Raw genomic sequence first — 19,261 nt, 5'->3', positions numbered from 1 at the left:
CTGCCGCGCGCGCCGCCGCGGGGGAAGGATCGTCGGTACCCAGGTCCAGCGGACCGCCGGTATCCGGACGAGGAGGACCCGATGTCCCGCGAGCGCGCCGCCGTCATGGTCGAGCATCAGGCACGGGGCTGCGCGGACCTCGGCTCCCCTCTGTACGCGTTCCTGCTGGAACGGGTCGCGGAGGACGTCCGCGCGGGAGGTCCCTGCATGGAGGCGCTCGCCGGGTACGAGGACGCCCCCGGGCCCGACGCCGTCGCGCTGCGACTGCTCGGCGGGGTGCACGCGCTGGCCCTCACCGGCCGCGCCCCCGAGCTGGCCGCCTGCTATCCCAGCACGGGCGGCGTCTTCGACCCGGAGCGGCCGGATGCCTGCTGGCACGCCTTCCGGGCCGCCGTCGCCTCCGCGATGGAGTGGGTCCGCGACTGGCTGACCCGGCCGCCGCAGACCAACGAGGTCGGCCGGGCCAATCTCCTGATCGCCGGCCTGCTGAAGGCCACGCACGCCGGCCCGCTGCCGGTCAGGCTGTTCGAGCTGGGCGCCAGCGCCGGGCTCAACCTGCGCGCCGACCACTTCCGCTACGCGTGCGAGGGGTTCGCCTGGGGCCCGGCCGACTCGCCGGTCTCGCTGCAGGACGCCTGGCTGGGCGCCCCGCCCGCGTGGCTGGCCGAGGCCGCCGCCGGGCGTCCGGCCCTGACCGTGGTCGAGCGGCGCGGCTGTGATCTGACGCCCGTCGATCCGCTGTCGCCCGGCGGGAAGCTGGCCCTGCGCGCTTATGTCTGGCCGGACCAGACCGCCCGCGCCGCGCGGCTGGACGGCGCCCTGCGGCTGGCCGCCCGGGTGCCGGCCGAGGTCGACGCCGTCGGCGCCGCCGACTTCCTCTCGGGTGTCCGGCTGGAGCCCGGCACGCTCACCGTCGTCTGGCACTCGATCATGCGCCAGTACGTCCCGGCCGCCGAATGGGCACGGGTCGAGGGCGAGCTGGACCGGCTCGCGGCGGCCGGCACGGCGGAGGCGGCCTTCGCCCATGTCTCCTTCGAACCGCGCAGGGTCGGCGCGCGGCACCGCTTCCGGCTGGCCGTACGGCTCGGCACCGGGGCCGAGACGGTCCTGGCGGAGGCGCCCCCGCACGGCCTCCCGGCCCGCGCCCTCACCGCCTGACGCCGGCTGCCGCCGACCAGCGACCGGCGACCGGCGACCGGCGACCGGCGACCTGACCGTGGCCGACTGACCAGGACTTACGTGCAAGATTCACTAAATGTGCAGAGATTCTTCACAAAAGGTGTTCATTTCCGCCACGTAAGCTGTTCCGGTTTCAGGGTGACCTGATACGTGGGGGAAACCTGATACCCGGAGGGAAAAGTGAGCCCGTCACCAGCGGCTACCGCTCTGACATCGCGGGCGCTCCTGCCAGGGGGCTCCGCGCCGCGGGTCCGCACCCTGCTGGACGTGCTCGACCGGACGGCCCGGCGATATCCGCACGCCCCCGCCCTCGACGACGGGCGGACCCGCCTCGACTACACCGAGCTGCGGGCCGAGGCCGACCGGCTGGCCGCCGAGCTGAGGCAGGCCGGGGTCGGGCGCGGCGACCGCGTCGGGGTGCAGGTGCCCTCGGGCACCACCGGCCTGTACGTCGCGATCCTGGCCGTGCTGACCGCCGGCGCGGCCTACGTCCCCGTGGACGCCGACGACCCCGACGAGCGGGCCGAGCTGGTCTTCACCGAGGCCGGGGTGCGCGCCGTCATCGCCGACGGGGAGAAGATCATCGTTCCCGGCGGCCAGGGCGGGACGCCGGGAGCCGCCGGCCGGCCGGTGCCGGACGACGACGCGTGGATCATCTTCACCTCCGGCTCCACCGGCAGGCCGAAGGGGGTCGCGGTGACCCACCGCAGCGCGGCGGCGTTCGTGGACGCCGAGGCGGGGCTGTTCCTGGCCCAGGAGCCGATCGGCCCCGGCGACCGGGTGCTGGCCGGGCTCTCGGTGGCCTTCGACGCCTCCTGCGAGGAGATGTGGCTGGCCTGGCGGCACGGCGCCTGCCTGGTCGCCGCGCCCCGGGCGCTGGTGCGCACCGGCATGGATCTGGGGCCGTGGCTGGTCGAGATGGGCATCACGGTCGTGTCGACGGTGCCGACGCTGGCGGCGCTCTGGCCGGTCGAGACGCTCGACGACGTGCGACTGCTGATCTTCGGCGGCGAGGCGTGCCCGCCCGAGCTGGCCGAGCGGCTGGCCGTACCGGGGCGGGAGGTGTGGAACACCTACGGCCCGACCGAGGCGACGGTGGTCGCGTGCGCGGCGCCGCTGACCGGGGACGGGCCGGTGCGGATCGGGCTGCCGCTGGCCGGCTGGGACCTGGCCGTGGTGGACGCGGGCGGCGAGCCGGTCGCGATGGGCGAGACCGGCGAACTGGTCATCGGCGGGGTCGGTCTGGCCCGCTACCTCGACCCGGTCAAGGACGCCGAGAAGTACGCCCCGCTCGGCTCGCTGGGCTGGGAGCGGGCCTACCGCAGCGGCGACCTCGTGCGGGCCGAGCCCGAGGGGCTGATCTTCGTCGGGCGGGCCGACGAGCAGATCAAGCTCGGCGGGCGCCGGATCGAGCTGGGCGAGGTGGACGCGGCCCTGCAGGCCCTGCCCGGGGTCGCCGGGGCGGCGGCCGCGGTGCGCACGACCGGCGGGGGGCACCAGCTCCTCGTCGGGTACGTCGTGCCCGGCGAGGGGTTCGACCCGGAGGAGGCCAAGGACCGGCTGCGGTACGCGCTGCCCGCCGCGCTGGTCCCGCGGATCGCCCTGGTGGACGGGCTGCCCACCCGCACGTCCGGGAAGATCGACAGGGACGCCCTGCCGTGGCCGCTGCCCGGCCGTGACGGGGCCGGGCGCCCTGGCGTCGACCCGTGGGTGGCCGGATGCTGGCAGGACGTCCTCGGCGACACCGAGGGCGACTTCTTCGCCGAGGGCGGCACCAGCCTCGCCGCGGCCCGGCTGGTGTCGGCGCTGCGGGCCCGGTATCCGGCGGTCACCGTCGGCGACGTCTACGAGCACCCGACGCTGCGCGGGCTCGCCGGCCACCTGGCCGCGCCGGCCACACCGGAGATCGTGACCACCGGCAGGGTCGTCACGCCGATGCCGCGCCGCGCGGCGATCGCGCAGGCGGTCCTCACCGTGCCGCTGCTCACCGCCGGCGCGCTGCGCTGGCTGGTGGGCCTGGCCGCTCTCAACAACGTGATCGGCCTGCCGGGGGCGCCCGCCGTCTCGTGGTGGTGGGTACTGCTGGGCGCCGTGGTGTTCGTCTCCCCCGCCGGGCGGATCGCGCTGAGCGCGGGCGCGGCACGGCTGCTGCTGCGGGGGCTGGAGCCGGGCACCTACCCCCGGGGCGGCGCGACGCACCTGAGGCTGTGGACCGCCGAGCGGCTCGCCGAACGGCTCGGCGTAGCCGAGCTGTCCAGCGCCCCGTGGCTCACGCACTACGCCCGGGCGCTCGGCGCCCAGGTCGGCGCCGACGCCGACCTGCACTCGGCGCCGCCGATCACCGGGATGCTCAAGCTCGGCAGGAACGCCGCCGTCGAGCCCGAGGTCGACCTGAGCGGCTACTGGATCGACGGTGACCGGGTGCACGTCGGCGAGATCAAGATCGGCGCCTCCGCCACGGTCGGCGCCCGCGCCACCCTGTTCCCGGGCGCGCGGATAGGGAAGAACGCGCAGGTCGCGCCGGGGGCAGCGGTGGCCGGCGCGGTGCCGTCCGGGGAGCGTTGGGCGGGCGTGCCCGCCGTCAGGACGGGCAAGGCGCGCCCGCCCGCCGCCGACCGGCCACCGCGTTCGCGGCGCTGGGCGGCCGTCTACGGGCTGTCCGCGCTGGCGCTCAGCCTCGTCCCGGCGATCGCCGCCGTCCCCGGCCTCGCCGTGCTCCTGCGCGGGGACACGGCCTCCCTGCCCGGCCTCCTGTACGGCGTGCCGCTCGCCACCGTGACCTCGATGGCCGCTCTGGCCCTGGTGATCCTGGCGCTGGTGCGACTGCTGGCGGTCGGCCTGCGCGCCGGCCACCACCCGGTGCACAGCCGCGGGGCCTGGCAGGCGTGGGCCACCGGGCGCCTGATGTCGATGGCCCGGGTCTGGCTGTTCCCGCTGTACGCGAGCATGGTCACCCCCGTGTGGCTGCGCGCCCTGGGCATGCGGGTCGGCCGGGACGTGGAGCTGTCGACGGTGCTGGCGCTGCCGTCGATGACCTCCGTCGGGGACGGCGCGTTCCTCGCCGACGACACGATGGTCGCGCCGTACGAGCTGGACGGCGGGCGGTTCCGGGTGGACCACGTGCGGATCGGCAAGCGCGCCTTCCTGGGCAACTCCGGGATGACCGCGCCGGGCCGCAAGGTGCCCAAGGACGGCCTGGTCGCGGTGCTGTCGGCCGCGCCGAAGAAGGCCCGGGCGGGCTCGTCCTACCTGGGCATGCCGCCGGTGGAGCTGCGCCGCACGGCCGAGGAGGGCGACCGCAGCCGCACCTACGACCCGCCGCCGCGGCTGAAGGCGGCCCGCGCCGCCGTCGAGGTGTGCCGGGTCGTCCCCGCGATGTGCGCGGTCGCGCTCGCCGTGCTGGTGGCGGCCGCGCTGGAGTGGCTGGCCGGATCGTACGGCCTGGCCGCCGCGGTGCTGCTGAGCGGCGTGGTGCTGGCCGGGGCGGGGGTGCTGGCCGCGGCGGTCACCACCGTGGCCAAGTGGGCCCTGCTCGGCCGGATCTCGGCCGGCGACCGGCCGCTGTGGAGCTCGTTCGTGTGGCGCAACGAGCTGGTGGACAACTTCGTGGAGGTGCTGGCCGCCCCCTGGTTCGCCCAGCCGTGGCTGGGCACGGCGCCGCTGAACCTGTGGCTGCGCTCGCTCGGCGCGCGGATCGGCCGGGGCGTGTGGTGCGAGACCTACTGGCTGCCGGAGGTCGACCTGGTCGCCCTGGGCGCCGGGGTGTCGGTGAACCGGGGCTGCGTGCTGCAGACGCACCTGTTCCATGATCGGGTCATGAGCATCGATACTGTCGTCCTGCGGGACGGGTCGACGCTCGGCCCGCACGGGGTCGTCCTGCCCGCGGCGACGGTCGGGGAGAACACCACAGTCGGACCGGCGTCCCTGGTCATGCGGGGCGAGTCGGTGCCACCCGGCACGCGCTGGTTCGGCAATCCGATCGCCGCGTGGACCGGCGAGAGGTAGCGGGCCCAGCCCCACGAGACGTAGCAGAGGAAACGAGCGTGTTTGTGAGCACGACCCCCCGCCGGCCGTACTTCCCCGCGCACGGCGACGACGGCTACCGGGTGGAGCACTACGACCTGTCCCTCGACTACCGGGTCCCCGCCAACCGGCTCGACGGGATCGCCCGGCTGTCGGCGGTGGCGCCCGGGCCGCTCGACGGCCTCGCCCTCGACCTCGGCGCCTTCCGCGTGGGCGGGGTGCTGGTCAACGGCGAGGCGGTCCGTTTCACCCATCGCGGGGGCAGGCTCCATCTGGCGCCGGGGCGGCTGGCGGCCGGGCCGTTCACCGTCGAGGTCCGCTACTCCGGCAGCCCCCGGCCGGTGTCCAGCCACTGGGGCGGGCTGGGCTGGGAGCAGCTCACCGACGGCGTGATCGTGGCCAGCCAGCCGATCGGGGCCCCGTCGTGGTTCCCGTGCAACGACCGGCCGGACGACAAGGCCGGCTACCGGATCTCGGTGACCACCGCCTCGCCGTACACGGTGATCGCCAACGGGGAGCTGGTCTCCAGGCGGCAGGCGGCGTCGACGACCACGTGGGTGTACGAGCAGGCCGAACCGATGGCCTCCTACCTGGCGAGCGTCCAGATCGGACGCTACCGGCAGGCCGACCTCGGACCGGGGACGCGGGTGGCCTTCCCCGCCAGGCTCGCCTCCCGGGTCCGGCACGACTTCGAGCGCCAGGACCGGATGATGGAGGTCTTCAGCGAGCGGTTCGGCCCCTACCCGTTCGGCTCCTACACCGCGGTGGTGGTCGACGACGAGCTGGAGATCCCGGTCGAGGCGCAGGGCATGTCGATCTTCGGGGTGAACCACGTGGACGGCCGGCGCGGACAGGAGCGGCTGGTCGCCCACGAGCTGGCGCACCAGTGGTTCGGCAACAGCCTGACCGCGGCCGGTTGGTGCGACATCTGGCTGCACGAGGGGTTCGCCGCCTACGCGGAGTGGATCTGGTCGGAGGTCTCCGGCGGCGCGACCGCCGATGACCTGGCGGTCCGCTGGCACCGCAGGCTCGCCGCCCTCCCCCAGGACTTCGTCCTCGCCGACCCGGGCGCCCCGCGCCTGTTCGACGACCGCGTCTACAAGCGTGGCGCGCTCACCCTGCACGCGCTCCGGCGCGCCATGGGCGACGCGCCGTTCTTCGCGCTGCTGCGCGAGTGGACGGCCGGCCACCGCCACGGTTCCGTCACCACCGGCCAGTTCACCGACCTGGTCGCGCGCCGCACGGCCGGCCCGCTGGAGGGGCTGCTGTCCGGCTGGCTGTACGGCTCCCGCCTCCCCACCCTGCCCTGACCCGCCTTTCATCGGAGCTTTCACTGGTTGTCGACCCAAGACTGACTCGGCATCCGGATATTTTCTGAAATAGATCGGATCACTGCTATAACGGGCTACGACCATTGGAGGCACGGCATGCGCGTCGCGTTGCACACCCGGATCAGGCCGGGCAAGGAGTCGGAGTACGAGCGGGCGCACCGGGAGGTGCCCGCCGAACTGGTGGAGGCGATCAAGAAGGGCGGCGCGCGCGAGTGGACGATCTGGCGCAGCGGCCTGGAGCTCTTCCACGTGATCGACTGTGACGACTACGAGGCGCTGCTCGCGTCGCTGGCCGGCCTGCCGGTGAACATCGCCTGGCAGGCCCGGATGGACGAGCTGCTGGAGGTCGCGCACGACTACTCCGCCGACGGCGGCGGCAAGGGCCTCCCGGCGGTCTGGCGGCTCACCTGAGCCGTCGGCCGGCCCGGCGCTCCCGGCCGGTATCACCGCGCCCCGGCCGGGCCGGTGCCGTCCCGTGCCGGCCGTACGGTGCCGCCGTGTCCCCGGCCGCGCGGTGCGCTCGTCATCGTGAGCGGGTGTCCCCGGCGCGCGGTGCGCTCGTTATCGTGAGCGGGTGTCCCCCGCTCTCCAGACCCGCCTGTCCCCCGCTCTCCGCAGCCGCCTGCCGGCCGCGCTCGCGGCCGTCGCGACCGTCGCCGCGGGGCTCACGGTCCGCGCGGTCACCGGCGGCTGGTTCGCCAAATACGCCGGTGACGCCCTCTACACCGTGCTCGTCCACACGCTGATCGTGCTGGTGCTCCCCCGGGTCCCGCCGGTCCGCGCCGCGATCGGCGCCCTGGCGTTCAGCTGGGCGGTCGAGTTCGCCCAGCTCACTCCCGTCCCGGCCGCCCTCTCGGAGGCCAGCGTGCTGGCCAGGCTGGTGCTCGGCAGCACGTTCGGCGCCGCCGACCTGGCCGCCTACGCCGTCGGGGCCGCTCTCGCGGCGGCGGCGCACGCCCTCCTCCGCCCGGATCCGTCACGCCGGGCCGGTGCCCGGCCGGCCGTATCATTTCGAGACCATGCCTGAAGGACACACCATTCACCGCCTGGCCGCGCAGCATCGGCAGGTGTTCGGCGGCGGGGCCGTGCGCGCCGAGAGCCCGCAGGGCAGGTTCGCCGCCGGGGCCCGCCAGATCGACGGGCGGGTGCTCCAGGAGACGGACGCGCACGGCAAGCACCTGCTGCTCGGCTTCGACGACGACCGCTGGCTCCACGTGCACCTGGGCATCTACGGCAAATATCCCTTCGGCCCGGCTCCGGCGCCTCCGCCGACGGGTGCAGTACGGCTGCGCCTGAGCAACGCCGAGGAGTACGCCGACCTGCGCGGGCCCAACGTCTGCGAGCTGCTGGACCCCGCGGCCAAGAGGGCGCTGCACGACCGGCTCGGGCCCGACCCGCTGCGCGCCGACGCCGACCCGGAGGCCGCCTGGCGGCGGATCAGCCGTAGCCGCACCTCCATCGGCGTCCTGCTGATGGACCAGTCGGTGGTCGCGGGCGTGGGCAACATCTACCGCGCCGAGGCGCTGTTCCGGCAGGGTGTCGACCCGTCCCGGGCCGGCCGCGACCTCACCCGCGGGCAGTGGACGGCCATCTGGGCGGACCTGGTGGCGCTGATGGCCGACGGCGTGCGGGTGGGGCGGATCGACACGGTCAGGCCCGAGCACACGCCCGAGGCGATGGGGCGCCCGCCCCGGGTCGACGACCACGGCGGTGAGGTCTACGTCTACCGGCGCACGGGCATGCCGTGCCTGCTGTGCGGGACCGAGGTCCGCACCGAGGTGCTCGCCGGCCGCAACCTCTTCTGGTGCCCGGGCTGCCAGCCGGTGTGATCACAGCAGGCGCTCGGCCGCCTCGACCGAGGCTCGGCCTGCGGGGACCAGCGGGAGCCGGACCGACGCGGTGGGGATCAGGCCCCGGGAGTGCAGCACTCCCTTGATCACCGTTGGGTTGGGCTCGGCGAACAGGCTCGCCGACATGACCGAGAGCCGGTGGCCCAGCGCGCGGGCGTGGGCGACGTCGCCGGAGCGCCAGGCCTCCACCAGCTCGACGAACCGGCCGGTGTGCAGGTGGGCCGAGGCGAGGATGCCGCCGGAGGCGCCCAGCGCGAGCAGCGCGGAGAAGAAGGGGTCGTCCCCGGCGAGCACCGCGAAGTCCTCCGGCAGGTCGGCCAGCAGGGTGACGGTGTCCTGGTCGACGCCGCCGACCGCGTGCTTGACCCCGGCCACCATGGGCAGCTCTCCCAGCCGGCGCAGGGTGGCCGCGCCCACCGACTGCCCCGTCCGGTAGGGGATGTTGTAGACGATCAGCGGTACCGGGCTCTGCTCGGCCAGCACGCCGAAGTGGGCGAGCACCCCGGCCTCGGACGGGCGGACGAAGGACGGCACCGTGACCAGCGCGGCGTCCGCCTGGTCCTTGAGCGCGCGCAGGGCCTCGACGGAGGAGCGGGTGTCACTGGACCCGGCCCCGACGACCAGCGCCGTCCCCCGCTCCCGGCACACCTTCGCGCAGACCTCGACGACCGCCCGCCGTTCCTCCTCGGCGAGCATGGCGACCTCGGCGGTGGTGCCGAGCGCGACCAGCCCGGCCGCCCCCTCGTCGAGCACAGCGCGCGCCAGGCCCTCCAGCGCCTCCACGGCGACCTCGCCGTCCTCGCCGAACGGGGTGATCAGGGGAACGTAAACACCGCTGAATGTCATGCTCCAAGCCTTGCCGCCACCGACCGTGCAGGTCCAGTTCTCGTTTCTTCCGAAACCGTTAAGCTGAGCTGATGCTCGATGTGCGACGCCTCCGGCTGCTCCGCGAACTGTCCTACCGGGGCACGATCGCCGCGGTCGCCGAGGCCATGACGTTCACCCCCTCGGCCGTCTCCCAGCAGCTCGCGGCGCTGGAGCGGGAGGCCGGGGTGGCGCTGCTGGAGCGGACCGGCCGCCGGGTGACGCTCACCCCCGCGGGGGTCGCGCTGGTCGGGCACGCCGAGGCCGTGCTCGAACGGCTGGAGCAGGCCTCGGCGGAGCTGGCGGCGGCGCACACGGGCCTGGTCGGGGCCATCAGGGTCGGCGCCTTCCCCACCGCCACCCGCACGATCCTGCCCGCCGCCCTGGCCGCCCTGGCCCGTGACCATCCCGGGCTGGAGCCGATGGTGGACGAGATCGACCCCGCCGAGGTGGCCCCCCGGCTCCGGACGGGCGACCTGGACGTCGCCCTCGTCCACGAGTACGACTTCGTCCCCGCCCTCCCCGACCTCGCCCTGGACACCGAGCCGCTGCTGGAGGAGCCCATGTATCTCGCGTCCGGTGACGGCGGCGACTCCCCGTCGCCGCCCGGCGACCCCGGCGACTGCCTGGTCCGGCGGCGCGACGCGTCCTGGATCGTCGCCAAGCCCGGCACGCTCTGCCACGCGATGACGGTGCGGGCCTGCCAGGCCGCCGGGTTCGCCCCCAGGATCCGCCACCACATCGACGACTTCGCCACCGTGCTGGCGATGGTCGCGGTCGGCCAGGGCGTCGCGCTGGTGCCGGAGCTGGGGGCGGCCGACCCGCCCGGCGGCGTCCGGCTCACCGAGCTGCCGATGCGCCGCCGCACCCAGGTCGCCTTCCGCCGGGGAGCCGCCTCCCACCCGGCCGTCGCCGCCTTCACCGCCGCGCTGCGCTCCTCGCTGCCCGGCGGCCGTCATCCGCGGCCCACCGGCCGGGCGACGGCCGGGTAGCCGCAGGTGGAGCCTCCGCCGCCCGGCCGGGGAGGGGAGGCCGCCACGTCGCCCCGCGTCACATCAGCGTGCGCGCGGTCCAGAGCTCGGGGAAGATCTCCCGCCGCATGCTCCGCTCCAGCCAGCTCAGGCCGCTCGACCCGCCGGAGCCCGGCTTGGCCCCCATCGACCGGCGCACCGCCATGAGGTGCCGGTAACGCCAGTCGGAGAACTGCTCGGCCAGGTCGGTCAGCGCGTCGGCCAGCGGCGCGAGCGGCCCGCCGTACACCTCGACCCAGACCGCCTCGACCTCGGAGCGGGGCTCGTAGTCGGCGGCGTGGTCGCGCTCCAGCACCGCCCGCGGGATCGCGTGACCCTGCCGGGCGAGGAAGGCGAGCACCGAGTCGTACAGGCTCGGCCGGGCCAGCGCCTCGACGAGCTCCCGGTGCGCCTCGGGGTTGCGGCGGTGCGGGCGGATGAGCGCCTCGGACTTGTTGCCGAGCAGGAACTCCACGTGCCGGTAGAGCGCCGACTGGAAGCCCGACGCCTCGCCGAGCGCGTCGCGAAACTGGTTGAACTGCGCGGGAGTGAGCCAGCTGAGCGAGGCCCACGCGGCGTTGAGCGCCTCGAAGTGGCGGACCGTGCGCTTGATCGTCACGGTCGCCGCGGCGGCGTCGTCATCGTCGAGCTGGCGCTGGGCCAGCTGCCACTCCGAGCGGAGCAGGCCGAAGTAGAGCTCCATCACCTGGGTGGTGACCAGGAAGGCGAGCTCCTCGGGGGCGTCGGTGACGGTGCGCTGGAGCTGGTGGAGGGTGGCGGTGCCGACGTAGTCGTCGTACGGCGTGGCCGCGTCGAACCCGAGCGTGGGCAGTCCATCGTTGGCCGCGGCCCGTTCCTGCCGGTCTCGCTCGCTGAGCTGCCTGGTGCTGGTCATCGGTTACTCCTTGAGGTTGTTCACCTCCATGGTCGTCCGTATTGATAAGTCCGGAAATAATACGGACAAGGCGTTTATCGGCTCCAGCCTTCGGAACGGAAGGCGTTGGGCCGATCTGATTATGGGATGACGGAGCGTGACATGGACGCTATGGACTGGGCACTGCTGGCCGAGCTGCAGGGTGACGCGCGGCTGTCCTACAGCGAGCTGTCTCGGCGGGTCCACATGTCGGCCCCGGCGGTGGCCGAGCGGGTGCGGCGGCTGGAGGAGTCCGGAGTGATCACCGGCTACCACGCGCGGGTCGATCCGGCGCTGGCCGGGCGCGGGGTGGCGGCGCTGATCAGGATGTCGTGTTACGGGCCGCGCTGCGTGCTCCGCGACGAGCAGGCGCTGGCCTGGCCGGAGATCCTGGAGGTCCACCGGGTGACCGGCGACACCTGCTGCCTGCTGCGGGTGGCCGCCTCCTCGATGACGGCCTTCGAGGAGCTGATCGACCGGCTCGCGCCGTACGGTCACCCGTCGAGCATGATGGTGCTCTCCAGCCCGGTCCCCTGGCGCCCGCTCTCCCCCGCCTAGCGATCCTCGGCACCGCCCTACTTGATCAGGGTGTTCGCGACGACGATGCACAGGCCCAGCAGCATGTCGACGCATCCCACCCGGCACGCGTTCGCCCAGGAGCCGCCCGCGGACCGGGAGGCCCACGCCCCCCAGCCGAAGAGCGTGAGCGCGTTGAACACCAGGATGACGTCGACCGCGGTGTACTCGTGCCACCAGCCCGCGTAGGCCGCCAGCAGCGCGCCGATGGTAGGCAGGGCAGCCATGACCAGCGGCCACTCCTCCAGCACCGACCGGACGGCGTAGACGGGGACCGCCTCGTCGGCGGCGGTGTGGCGGGCGATGGCGTGCGCGTAGCCGTGGGCGGCGGCCGCCGCGAGCGCCGAGATCAGCACCCACAGCGCGTCGTATCCGGGGTCGGGAGGGGTGGTGACCCGGTCCAGGGCGGCCGCCACGCTGCTGGCCAGGACCGTGCCGTAGACGCCGCCGAACAGCAGCCGCTCCGGCGGCCGGTAGCGGCGGATCAGGCGTAGGACGGCCCGCAGGTCGCGGGGGCCGGGACGGTCGCGGCTGTCAGGCATGCTCTCGCTCGCCGATGGGGACTGGGCACCACCAGACCTATCAGCTCCCCGGCCCTGGCGGGCGCACCCTCGCCGCCCGGACCAGCGGATTCATCCGCCGCCCGGACCGCCGGCGGGCTCCCGCGCGGCACCGGGGCACCGGCTCACCCCGTGGCCCGGCTCTGCTCCCGGCCCGGTGCCGCGGCGCCCGCTCCGGCCGGCCGCACGCCCACCGACCCCAGGCCCAGCATGGCGATCTCGACACCTCTGCGCACCGCCGCCCATGTCCGGGCCGGCGGGTCGCCCCGGTCCAGGCAGACCATGATGGCGAGCTTCATCGCCCCGATGAGCGCGCCGACGGCGGCGGCGGCCTCGACGAGGTCGATGTCCTCGGGGTAGGCCCGGTGGAGCGCCTCGGCCATCTGGAGCTGGGTGTCGAACAGCAGTCGCAGCGCGCGCGCCTGGAGCACCGGGACCGACATGATCAGGCGGACACGGAGGGGGTCGAGCTCCATGACCACGTCGCGCTCCGCCATGCGCATGCCCGTCTCGGCCACGCGGAGCAGGATCTCGACCACACTCTCCTCGGCCCGCCGTTGCGCGATCATCTCGATGATCGCGTCGACCCGCGCCTGGCCGTCGAAGAAGAGCACGTCCTCCTTGCTGGCGAAGTAACTGAAGAACGTCCGCGTCGAGATGTCGGCCGCCGCGGCGATCTCCGCGACGGTGGTCTCCTCGTAGCCCTTCTCCTCGAACAGGCGCAGGGCCGCCTCGATCAGCGCGCGGCGGGTGCGCAGCTTCTTGCGTTCCCGCAACCCCAGACCATCCACCATGCACGTACTTTACTGCATCCGGAGTTTTTCTTCACCCATTGCAAATTTACATCTGATGTTGTTTGGTAGGGGATGGAAGAACAGTCGTCTACCTGCGAGGAGCTGCGCCATGACCGAGGCCCCATCCCGCCCGGTGACCTTTCCCCTCGTCCGCGAACACCCCTTCGACCCGCCCGGGGAGGCGCTGCGCTGGCAGCAGCAGGGCGCGCTCCACCGGATGACCTTCGCCGATGGGCATCTGGGCTGGCTGGTGACCGGCAACGCCGCCGCTCGGGCCGTGCTCGCCGACAACCGCTTCAGCAACCGCACCGAGCTCAACCACCCGCCGGTCGCCCATCCGCTGTTCCAGGAGGAGGACCGGCGGACGCTGCCGGGATTCTTCCTGCGGATGGACGCGCCCGAGCACACCCGCTACCGGCGGCTGCTGACCGGGCAGTTCACGGTGCGGCGGATGCGGCAGCTCGAACCCAGGATCGAGAAGATCACCTCCGACTGCCTGGACGCCATGGAGGGGAGCGCCCAGCCGGTCGACCTGGTGCAGTCCTTCGCCCTGCCGATCCCGTCCCTGGTGATCTGCGAGCTGCTCGGCGTGCCGTACGCCGACCGCGAGCAGTTCCAGCGGGATTCGGCGGCGCTGGTGAACCTCGACTCCTCGGCCGAGCAGATGGCCGCGGCGCTGGCCGACCTCATGGCCTACCTGCACGGGCTGGTGCTCCGCAAGCGGGCCGAACCGGCCGACGACCTGCTCGGCTCCCTCGCCGCGGGCGGGGAGCTCAACGACGAGGAGCTCACCGGCGTCGCGGTGCTCCTGCTCGTCGCCGGCCACGAGACGACCGCGAACATGCTCGCGCTCGGCACCTTCGCGCTGCTGCGCAACCCGGACCAGCTCGCCCTGGTCCGGGACGACCCGGCGGTGGCCGAGAGCGCCGTCGAGGAGCTCCTGCGCTATCTCACGATCATCCACATGGGCCCGGTCCGGACCGCGCTGGAGGACGTCGAGCTCGACGGCCGGTTGATCAAGGCCGGGGAGTCGGTGGCGTTCTCGCTGCCGGCGGCCAACCGCGATCCCGAGCGGTTCGACGATCCCGGTACCCTCGACGTCACCCGGCCTCCGACGGGTCATCTCACCTTCGGCCACGGCATACACCAGTGTCTGGGCCAGCAGCTCGCCCGGGTCGAGATGCGCATCGCCTATCCGGCGCTGCTGCGCCGCTTCCCGGGCCTGCGCCTGGCGGTGCCTCCGGAGGAGGTACCCATGCGCTCCAATATGACCATCTACGGCGTGCACCGGCTCCCGGTCACCTGGTAGGAGAACGGATCATGAAGATCAACGCGGACACCGACCGCTGCGTCGGAGCCGGCATGTGCGCTCTCACCGTGCCGGAGGTCTTCGACCAGAGCGAGGAGGAGGGCACCGTGGTCCTGCTGCAGGCCGACCCGCCCGCCTCCATGGACGCGGCGGTCCGCCGCGCCGTGCACCTGTGCCCGTCGGGAGCCCTATCCCTGGCCTGACGGCGCGGGATCGGTGGCCCGCGCGGCGCGCGGGCCGTCCCCGGGCCCGCGGAGCGGGTCCGGGGACGTGCGGTCGGCGATCACTCCGGCCGTCGCGCGCCAGATCGGGGAGGCGGGATCGATGACGTCGAAGTGGTCACCCGACATTTCGAGGTAGGTCACCTCGTCACCCGAGGTCTGGGCGGCCCGCGCGTAGCGCCTGCCCAGGTCGACCAGGTCGAGGTCGTCGCCGCCGCCCTGCACGATGAGCTGGGGCACGCCCAGGGGGAGCCGCTCCATCGGGCTGGAACGCCGGTAGACCTCGGGCGCCTCGGCCGCGGACCCGCCGAGCGCCGCGGCGACCGCGCCGGAGCTGAGTTGCCTGCGGTCGCCCTCTACCAGGTCGAGCACTCCGGCCAGGGAGACGGCCAGTGTGATCCGGGGGTCGTCGGCGGCGGCGCGGAGGGCGAGCTGCCCGCCCGCCGAGTGGCCGATCGCCACGACCGGTCCCGGCGTGCTCCCGGCCGCGAGGGCGATCGCCCGGGCGACGTCCTCGGTGGTCGCGGCCCAGCCGTGCAGATCGGGACGGCGGTATTCGAGGTTCCAGGCGGCGAACCCCCGCTCGGCCAGGTCGACGCAGAGCGCGTCCATCAGGTCCGCGCCCCAGATCGAGCGCCAGTAGCCGCCGTGCAGCAGCACCGCGACGGGTGGAGCTCCGCCGTCCCCGTGCGGCGGCCGCACCTCCGCCCACTGGTCGGGGTGGTCGCCGTAGGCGATCCGCCGCGCCGGCCACCGCAGCCGGTGCACGGCATGCCTGATCGCCCATGTCAGCCCCCAGATCCCCCGTCCGTGCAGGTGGGCGCCCGCCGGGTCGCGGGTAGGAGGGCCGGGGGCGACGGATCTCTCCAGGTCCAGCCAGACCGCGCGGGGGTGCCCGGAGACCAGGCTCCGGGCCTCGGGTCCGGGGCCGGGGAGGACGACGAGGGCGCCGGGGAACTCCAGCGCCGCCCGCAGAGCGGGCAGGTCGGAGGCCGGGGAGACCTTCCCGTTGACACCGAGGGCGGCGAACTCGCGGTCGGCCACCTCGGTGAGGAGCCGGAGGTCGGCGACCAGGCCCGGGCCGGTGGTCACGAGCACGTTGGGGACCGGAGGGATCATTCACTTATTCTGCTCCATCCCTCACCGGATCCCTCACCGGCCATGACGGCGGCCGTGAGCACACGCCGGGGACCGTCCCCCGCCCTCGGTCCCGCCCGCCGTTCCGCCTGACGGCACCACCCGCCGTTCCGCCTGGCGGCACCACCCGCCCCCTGACCGGGAGTAAAGCGACATTTGCCGTCTTTGGCATAGTTGTCGGACAGAACGATCTCTAGCCCTGGGACTCCTGAGGCGTTAGCGTCTGCGCATGCGTCACGTTCAGATCTCCGGTAAGAGACTCGGCCTGAGAGAAGTCACGGTCGAGGACGTGGACGCGCTGCACGCCGTCTACGGCGACCCCACCGCCACCGAGCATCTGCCGTTCGACCCGCGCACCCACGAGGAGGTCGAGGAGATAGTCGCCCAGGCGCTGGAGGCGGCGCAGGCCGAGCCCCGGCGACTGTACGTGCTCGCGGTGATCGATCTGGACGGCGACGAGGCCATCGGCGTCGCCCGGCTGCACATCGAGGCCGACCACCCGCACAGCGCGGAGATCGGCCTCGGCCTCCGTCCCGACCACTGGGGCCGGGGCATGGGCACCGACCTGATCCGGCTGATGCTGATGTTCGGCTTCCGGCACCTGCGCCTGCACCGCATCTGGGGAGCCCGCTCCCCCGCCAACACCGCCGCCCAGCTCGCGATGCTGGTCGCCGGGATGGTCGAGGAGGGCAGGATCAGGCACCACGTGCGGGCCCGCGGCGCCTGGCGCGACTCCATCGTCCACTCGGCCCTGGAGGACGAGTGGGAAGGCCATCGGGACGTCTGACCCGGCAGGTTCCCCGGCACCCATCGGGACGGTGCCCCGGCCGGGAAGGTCATCCCCGGTGCCCGCCGAACGTCCACACCCAGACCGTCATGGCGACGACCCCGCCGAACAGCGCCATGCCCAGCGGGACGTGCAGCGCGGTGCCGCCGGCGCCACCGAGCGCGGACTGGGCGAAACCGGCCAGCAGCAGGACCAGGCTGGCGAGCGCGGGCCGGCCCGGTCCCCGGCCCGGCCGCCAGAGCAGGACGGCGACCACGAGCTGGGCCAGGCCCAGCAGGTGCACGGCCGCCGCGCCGGCGCCGTGCGCCCCGGCGGCGCCGCCGCTCAGCAACTGTCCGGCGGTCACCGCCTGGACCAGGACCGCCACCCCGTACAGCGCGCTGACGGCCCGCAGCACGACGACCGTGCGGTCCGCCTGAACGACCTCGGACACCACCGGAGCCACCTCTTCCTCGGGAACGATCTCGCCCCCAGGGTCCCGTGCTCCCCCGGCCGTGGCATCCGACGCTCGTCGCAGACCCGGCTACTCCGCTCGGCGTACCCGCCCCTCGGGCGCGTCCCCGGGCGCCCGGCCCGTGCCCCAGCGGCAGGCGGGACAGCCCGGCGGAGGGCGGTCCGGGACACCGCTCCGCCGCCCTGCGCGACGGGAATCCCCACCTGTGGGGATGTCGTGACGGAATTGCGGCCATTTTTCACTACAAAGTGAGCAAAATGGGCCTAGAGTCCGCGCATGTGAGTGAGAGTTCCATCCTCCCAGTGCGCGGACGCGCCGCCCGGCCCTCCGGCCGGCACCGCAGGCCCGTGCCCTCCCAGCTCCCGCCCGAGGCACCCGCGCTGGTGCTGGCCGCCCTCGGTGACGCGACAGGCGCCGTCGCCGAGCTAGCGGCCCTGATACGGGGGGACAACCCGCAGATCGAGGTCCGCCTGGCCGGTCTCGGCGAGGACGGCAAAGCGCTGACCGCCGAGCTGGAGGCGGCCGCCCGCGAGCGCCCGGGGGACGGCGTCGCCGCCATCGTGGTGCCGATCCTGACCGGCCCGCACCCGGTCGCCGACCGGCTGATCGCCACCGCCGTCGAGACGAGCGGGGCGTCGGTGACGGTCACCGACCACCTCGGCCCGCACCCGCTGCTCGCCGAGGCCCTGCACATCCGGCTCGCGGAGAAGGACCTGGCCAGAGCCGACCGGATGCGGCTGCTCAACGTCTCCAGCCCGGTCGACGCGGTCATCCTTGTCACGGTCGGCGGCGAGAACGCGGCCTCGGCCGCGCAGCCGACGGCGGTGCTGCTGGCCTCCCGCCTGACGCTCCCCGTGGTGGTCGCCTCCCTGGACAGCGCGCCGAGCGTCGCCGAGGCGGCCGAGCGGATGCGCCAGATCGGCGCCCAGCGCATCGCCCTGTCCCCGTGCGCCGTCGGCCCGGAGATCGATCCCGGCCTGGTCGCGGGGGCGGCGGCGGAGATCGGGGCCGAGTGCGCCGACCTCCTCGGCGCGCACGACCTCATCGCCGACCTCGCCGCCCGTGCCTACGGGAGCGTCCTGGCCGAGGACTGACGTGGGGCTCCCTCTGGCGGGTGGCGGGGATCCGCGCCCCTCAGAGGGACCGGCCCGGGACCCGGCCCGGCGGCCGGGTCCGCCGCACGCCGTGCCGGAGCGCGGTGGACCGCGCTCCGGGCACGACCCGTGCGCCCGGCACGGCCCGTGCGCCGCCGGGCCTCAGCCCTCCAGCCAGACGTAGCCCGCGAAACGGCCGGTCCGGTGGTCCCTTCGGTGGGAGAACAGGTCGGGGGTCTCGATGGTGCAGCGGGTGTCGTGGGTGACCTCGCCGACGCCCGCCTTGGCGAGCTGCGAGGTGATCGCGGCGCGCAGGTCGAGGGCGGGGGTGTCCTGGCGGGTGATCGACCACGCCTCGGGGATGACCGCCGCGACCTCCGCGCGCAGCTCGGCGGGGACCTCGTAGCAGCTTCCGCAGGCCATCGGACCGATCAGGGCGGTCATCCCCGCCGGGTCGGCGCCGCGCCCGGCCATCGCCGCGACCAGCGCCGGGACCACTCCGAGGACGGTGCCGACCCGGCCGGAGTGCGCCGCCCCGACCAGACCGGCCCGCGGGTCGGCCAGCAGGACGGGGGCGCAGTCGGCGCAGAGCGCGGCCAGGCCGAGACCGGGCACGTCGGTGAAGACCCCGTCCAGCGGCGGCGGGTCGTCGCCGAACGGCTCACTCACGTATCGGACGTCGGCGCTGTGGACCTGCCGCATGAACACGACCCGCTCCAGGCCGAACTCGGCCGCGGTCCTGTCCCGGTTCGCGGCGACCGCCCCGGGGTCGTCGCCGCACAGGCCCCCGAGGTTGCGGCTGCCGTACGGCTCGGCGCTGACGCCGCCGTGGCGATCGGTGATCCTCATCTGAAAGCTCACGGCCCGACCCTACCCGCCCCAGGAACCGTCTTCTCGGGACGTACGTTGCATGAGTACGCAGATCCCCGAGAGATTGCGAGCGACATGGCACAGGTCGTGTACGACCGGAAGGAACAGCTCCAGCAGATCGAGAGCGGGCTGATGCCCGGTGAGCAGATCATCGCCGTCTACGACGCCATCGGCGCGGGGACCGGCTTCCTGGGCCTCACCGACAAGCGTGTGATCGTGCAGGACAAGTCCTTCGTGGGCAAGAAGATCGCCATCACGAGCATCCCCTACGGGAAGGTCTCAGCGGTCA

At 74.0% G+C, this 19,261-nt stretch carries 20 protein-coding genes; 13 read left to right on the top strand and 7 right to left on the bottom strand.

The genetic code is table 11. The features are described 5' to 3' along the window. The first annotated feature begins 81 nt into the window (after positions 1-81). From ACWDS7_RS21265 to ACWDS7_RS21240, 6 genes are all read left to right on the top strand, one after another. Positions 82-1,158 carry a DUF2332 domain-containing protein gene (locus tag ACWDS7_RS21265; RefSeq protein ID WP_451930664.1) on the top strand — a complete coding sequence of 359 codons (1,077 nt, stop codon included), beginning with the start codon at positions 82-84 and terminating at the stop codon, positions 1,156-1,158. Between the two features lie 288 nt (positions 1,159-1,446). Then, complete coding sequence (locus ACWDS7_RS21260) at positions 1,447-5,184, top strand: Pls/PosA family non-ribosomal peptide synthetase (RefSeq protein WP_451930663.1); 3,738 nt, start codon at positions 1,447-1,449, stop codon at positions 5,182-5,184. Between the two features lie 38 nt (positions 5,185-5,222). Then, positions 5,223-6,512, top strand: coding sequence for a M1 family metallopeptidase (locus tag ACWDS7_RS21255; RefSeq protein ID WP_451930662.1), 1,290 nt, complete (start codon positions 5,223-5,225; stop codon positions 6,510-6,512). Between the two features lie 117 nt (positions 6,513-6,629). Continuing rightward, positions 6,630-6,944 (top strand): L-rhamnose mutarotase, encoded by a 315-nt coding sequence (locus tag ACWDS7_RS21250; protein ID WP_451930661.1) that lies wholly within the window; start codon positions 6,630-6,632, stop codon positions 6,942-6,944. A gap of 163 nt (positions 6,945-7,107) precedes the next feature. Then, on the top strand, positions 7,108-7,560 hold the full coding sequence (locus ACWDS7_RS21245) for a ribosomal maturation YjgA family protein (protein WP_306868479.1): 453 nt from the start codon (positions 7,108-7,110) through the stop codon (positions 7,558-7,560). Further along, positions 7,553-8,362 (top strand): Fpg/Nei family DNA glycosylase, encoded by an 810-nt coding sequence (locus ACWDS7_RS21240; RefSeq protein WP_451930660.1) that lies wholly within the window; start codon positions 7,553-7,555, stop codon positions 8,360-8,362. The genes ACWDS7_RS21245 and ACWDS7_RS21240 overlap by 8 nt, the downstream gene beginning before the upstream one ends. Here ACWDS7_RS21240 and ACWDS7_RS21235 read toward each other — a convergent pair whose 3' ends face one another. Next, the gene (locus ACWDS7_RS21235; protein WP_451930659.1) at positions 8,363-9,229 is read right to left on the bottom strand and encodes a 4-hydroxy-tetrahydrodipicolinate synthase family protein; all 867 of its coding nucleotides are present in this window, start codon (positions 9,227-9,229) and stop codon (positions 8,363-8,365) included. It abuts the gene before it with no gap. A gap of 71 nt (positions 9,230-9,300) precedes the next feature. Here ACWDS7_RS21235 and ACWDS7_RS21230 point away from each other — a divergent pair, with 71 nt between their 5' ends. After that, positions 9,301-10,239: a LysR substrate-binding domain-containing protein gene (locus ACWDS7_RS21230; RefSeq protein ID WP_451930658.1), complete on the top strand. Its 939-nt coding sequence runs from the start codon at positions 9,301-9,303 to the stop codon at positions 10,237-10,239. A gap of 58 nt (positions 10,240-10,297) precedes the next feature. Here ACWDS7_RS21230 and ACWDS7_RS21225 read toward each other — a convergent pair whose 3' ends face one another. Next, complete coding sequence (locus ACWDS7_RS21225) at positions 10,298-11,152, bottom strand: tryptophan 2,3-dioxygenase (protein WP_451930657.1); 855 nt, start codon at positions 11,150-11,152, stop codon at positions 10,298-10,300. A 141-nt stretch (positions 11,153-11,293) separates the two neighbouring features. Between ACWDS7_RS21225 and ACWDS7_RS21220 the strand changes: the two genes are divergently transcribed. Further along, on the top strand, positions 11,294-11,728 hold the full coding sequence (locus ACWDS7_RS21220; RefSeq protein WP_451930656.1) for an Lrp/AsnC family transcriptional regulator: 435 nt from the start codon (positions 11,294-11,296) through the stop codon (positions 11,726-11,728). 17 nt (positions 11,729-11,745) lie between these two features. Here the strand turns inward: ACWDS7_RS21220 and ACWDS7_RS21215 are convergent, their stop codons facing one another. Together ACWDS7_RS21215 and ACWDS7_RS21210 are read right to left on the bottom strand one after the other, a co-directional pair. Continuing rightward, positions 11,746-12,288, bottom strand: coding sequence for a hypothetical protein (locus ACWDS7_RS21215; RefSeq protein WP_451930655.1), 543 nt, complete (start codon positions 12,286-12,288; stop codon positions 11,746-11,748). A 143-nt stretch (positions 12,289-12,431) separates the two neighbouring features. Next, on the bottom strand, positions 12,432-13,100 hold the full coding sequence (locus tag ACWDS7_RS21210; RefSeq protein ID WP_451930654.1) for a TetR/AcrR family transcriptional regulator: 669 nt from the start codon (positions 13,098-13,100) through the stop codon (positions 12,432-12,434). Between the two features lie 109 nt (positions 13,101-13,209). Between ACWDS7_RS21210 and ACWDS7_RS21205 the strand changes: the two genes are divergently transcribed. Together ACWDS7_RS21205 and ACWDS7_RS21200 are read left to right on the top strand one after the other, a co-directional pair. Beyond that, the gene (locus tag ACWDS7_RS21205; RefSeq protein WP_451930653.1) at positions 13,210-14,409 is read left to right on the top strand and encodes a cytochrome P450; all 1,200 of its coding nucleotides are present in this window, start codon (positions 13,210-13,212) and stop codon (positions 14,407-14,409) included. An 11-nt stretch (positions 14,410-14,420) separates the two neighbouring features. Further along, positions 14,421-14,612 (top strand): ferredoxin, encoded by a 192-nt coding sequence (locus ACWDS7_RS21200; RefSeq protein WP_306868463.1) that lies wholly within the window; start codon positions 14,421-14,423, stop codon positions 14,610-14,612. Here ACWDS7_RS21200 and ACWDS7_RS21195 read toward each other — a convergent pair. Beyond that, complete coding sequence (locus ACWDS7_RS21195; protein ID WP_451930652.1) at positions 14,598-15,749, bottom strand: alpha/beta hydrolase; 1,152 nt, start codon at positions 15,747-15,749, stop codon at positions 14,598-14,600. The two genes, ACWDS7_RS21200 and ACWDS7_RS21195, sit on opposite strands and share 15 nt — an antisense overlap. Positions 15,750-15,996: 247 nt before the next feature. On the opposite strand from ACWDS7_RS21195, the gene ACWDS7_RS21190 reads away from it, so the two are divergent. Then, entirely contained in the window at positions 15,997-16,554 is a 558-nt protein-coding gene (locus ACWDS7_RS21190) for a GNAT family N-acetyltransferase (protein WP_451930651.1), read from the top strand. Between the two features lie 49 nt (positions 16,555-16,603). On the opposite strand, the gene ACWDS7_RS21185 is transcribed toward ACWDS7_RS21190, so the two are convergent. Then, on the bottom strand, positions 16,604-16,987 hold the full coding sequence (locus tag ACWDS7_RS21185) for a hypothetical protein (RefSeq protein WP_306868458.1): 384 nt from the start codon (positions 16,985-16,987) through the stop codon (positions 16,604-16,606). Between the two features lie 299 nt (positions 16,988-17,286). On the opposite strand from ACWDS7_RS21185, the gene ACWDS7_RS21180 reads away from it, so the two are divergent. After that, the gene (locus ACWDS7_RS21180; protein ID WP_451930650.1) at positions 17,287-18,102 is read left to right on the top strand and encodes a sirohydrochlorin chelatase; all 816 of its coding nucleotides are present in this window, start codon (positions 17,287-17,289) and stop codon (positions 18,100-18,102) included. Between the two features lie 162 nt (positions 18,103-18,264). On the opposite strand, the gene pgeF is transcribed toward ACWDS7_RS21180, so the two are convergent. Beyond that, the gene (gene pgeF / locus ACWDS7_RS21175) at positions 18,265-18,951 is read right to left on the bottom strand and encodes a peptidoglycan editing factor PgeF (RefSeq protein ID WP_451930677.1); all 687 of its coding nucleotides are present in this window, start codon (positions 18,949-18,951) and stop codon (positions 18,265-18,267) included. Between the two features lie 96 nt (positions 18,952-19,047). Here pgeF and ACWDS7_RS21170 point away from each other — a divergent pair. Next, the coding region (locus ACWDS7_RS21170) for a PH domain-containing protein (protein WP_451930649.1) at positions 19,048-19,261 on the top strand (214 nt) is incomplete at its 3' end.

Source organism: Streptosporangium sp. NPDC003464 (assembly GCF_053588315.1).
This window is presented reverse-complemented; position numbering and strand designations above follow the sequence as displayed.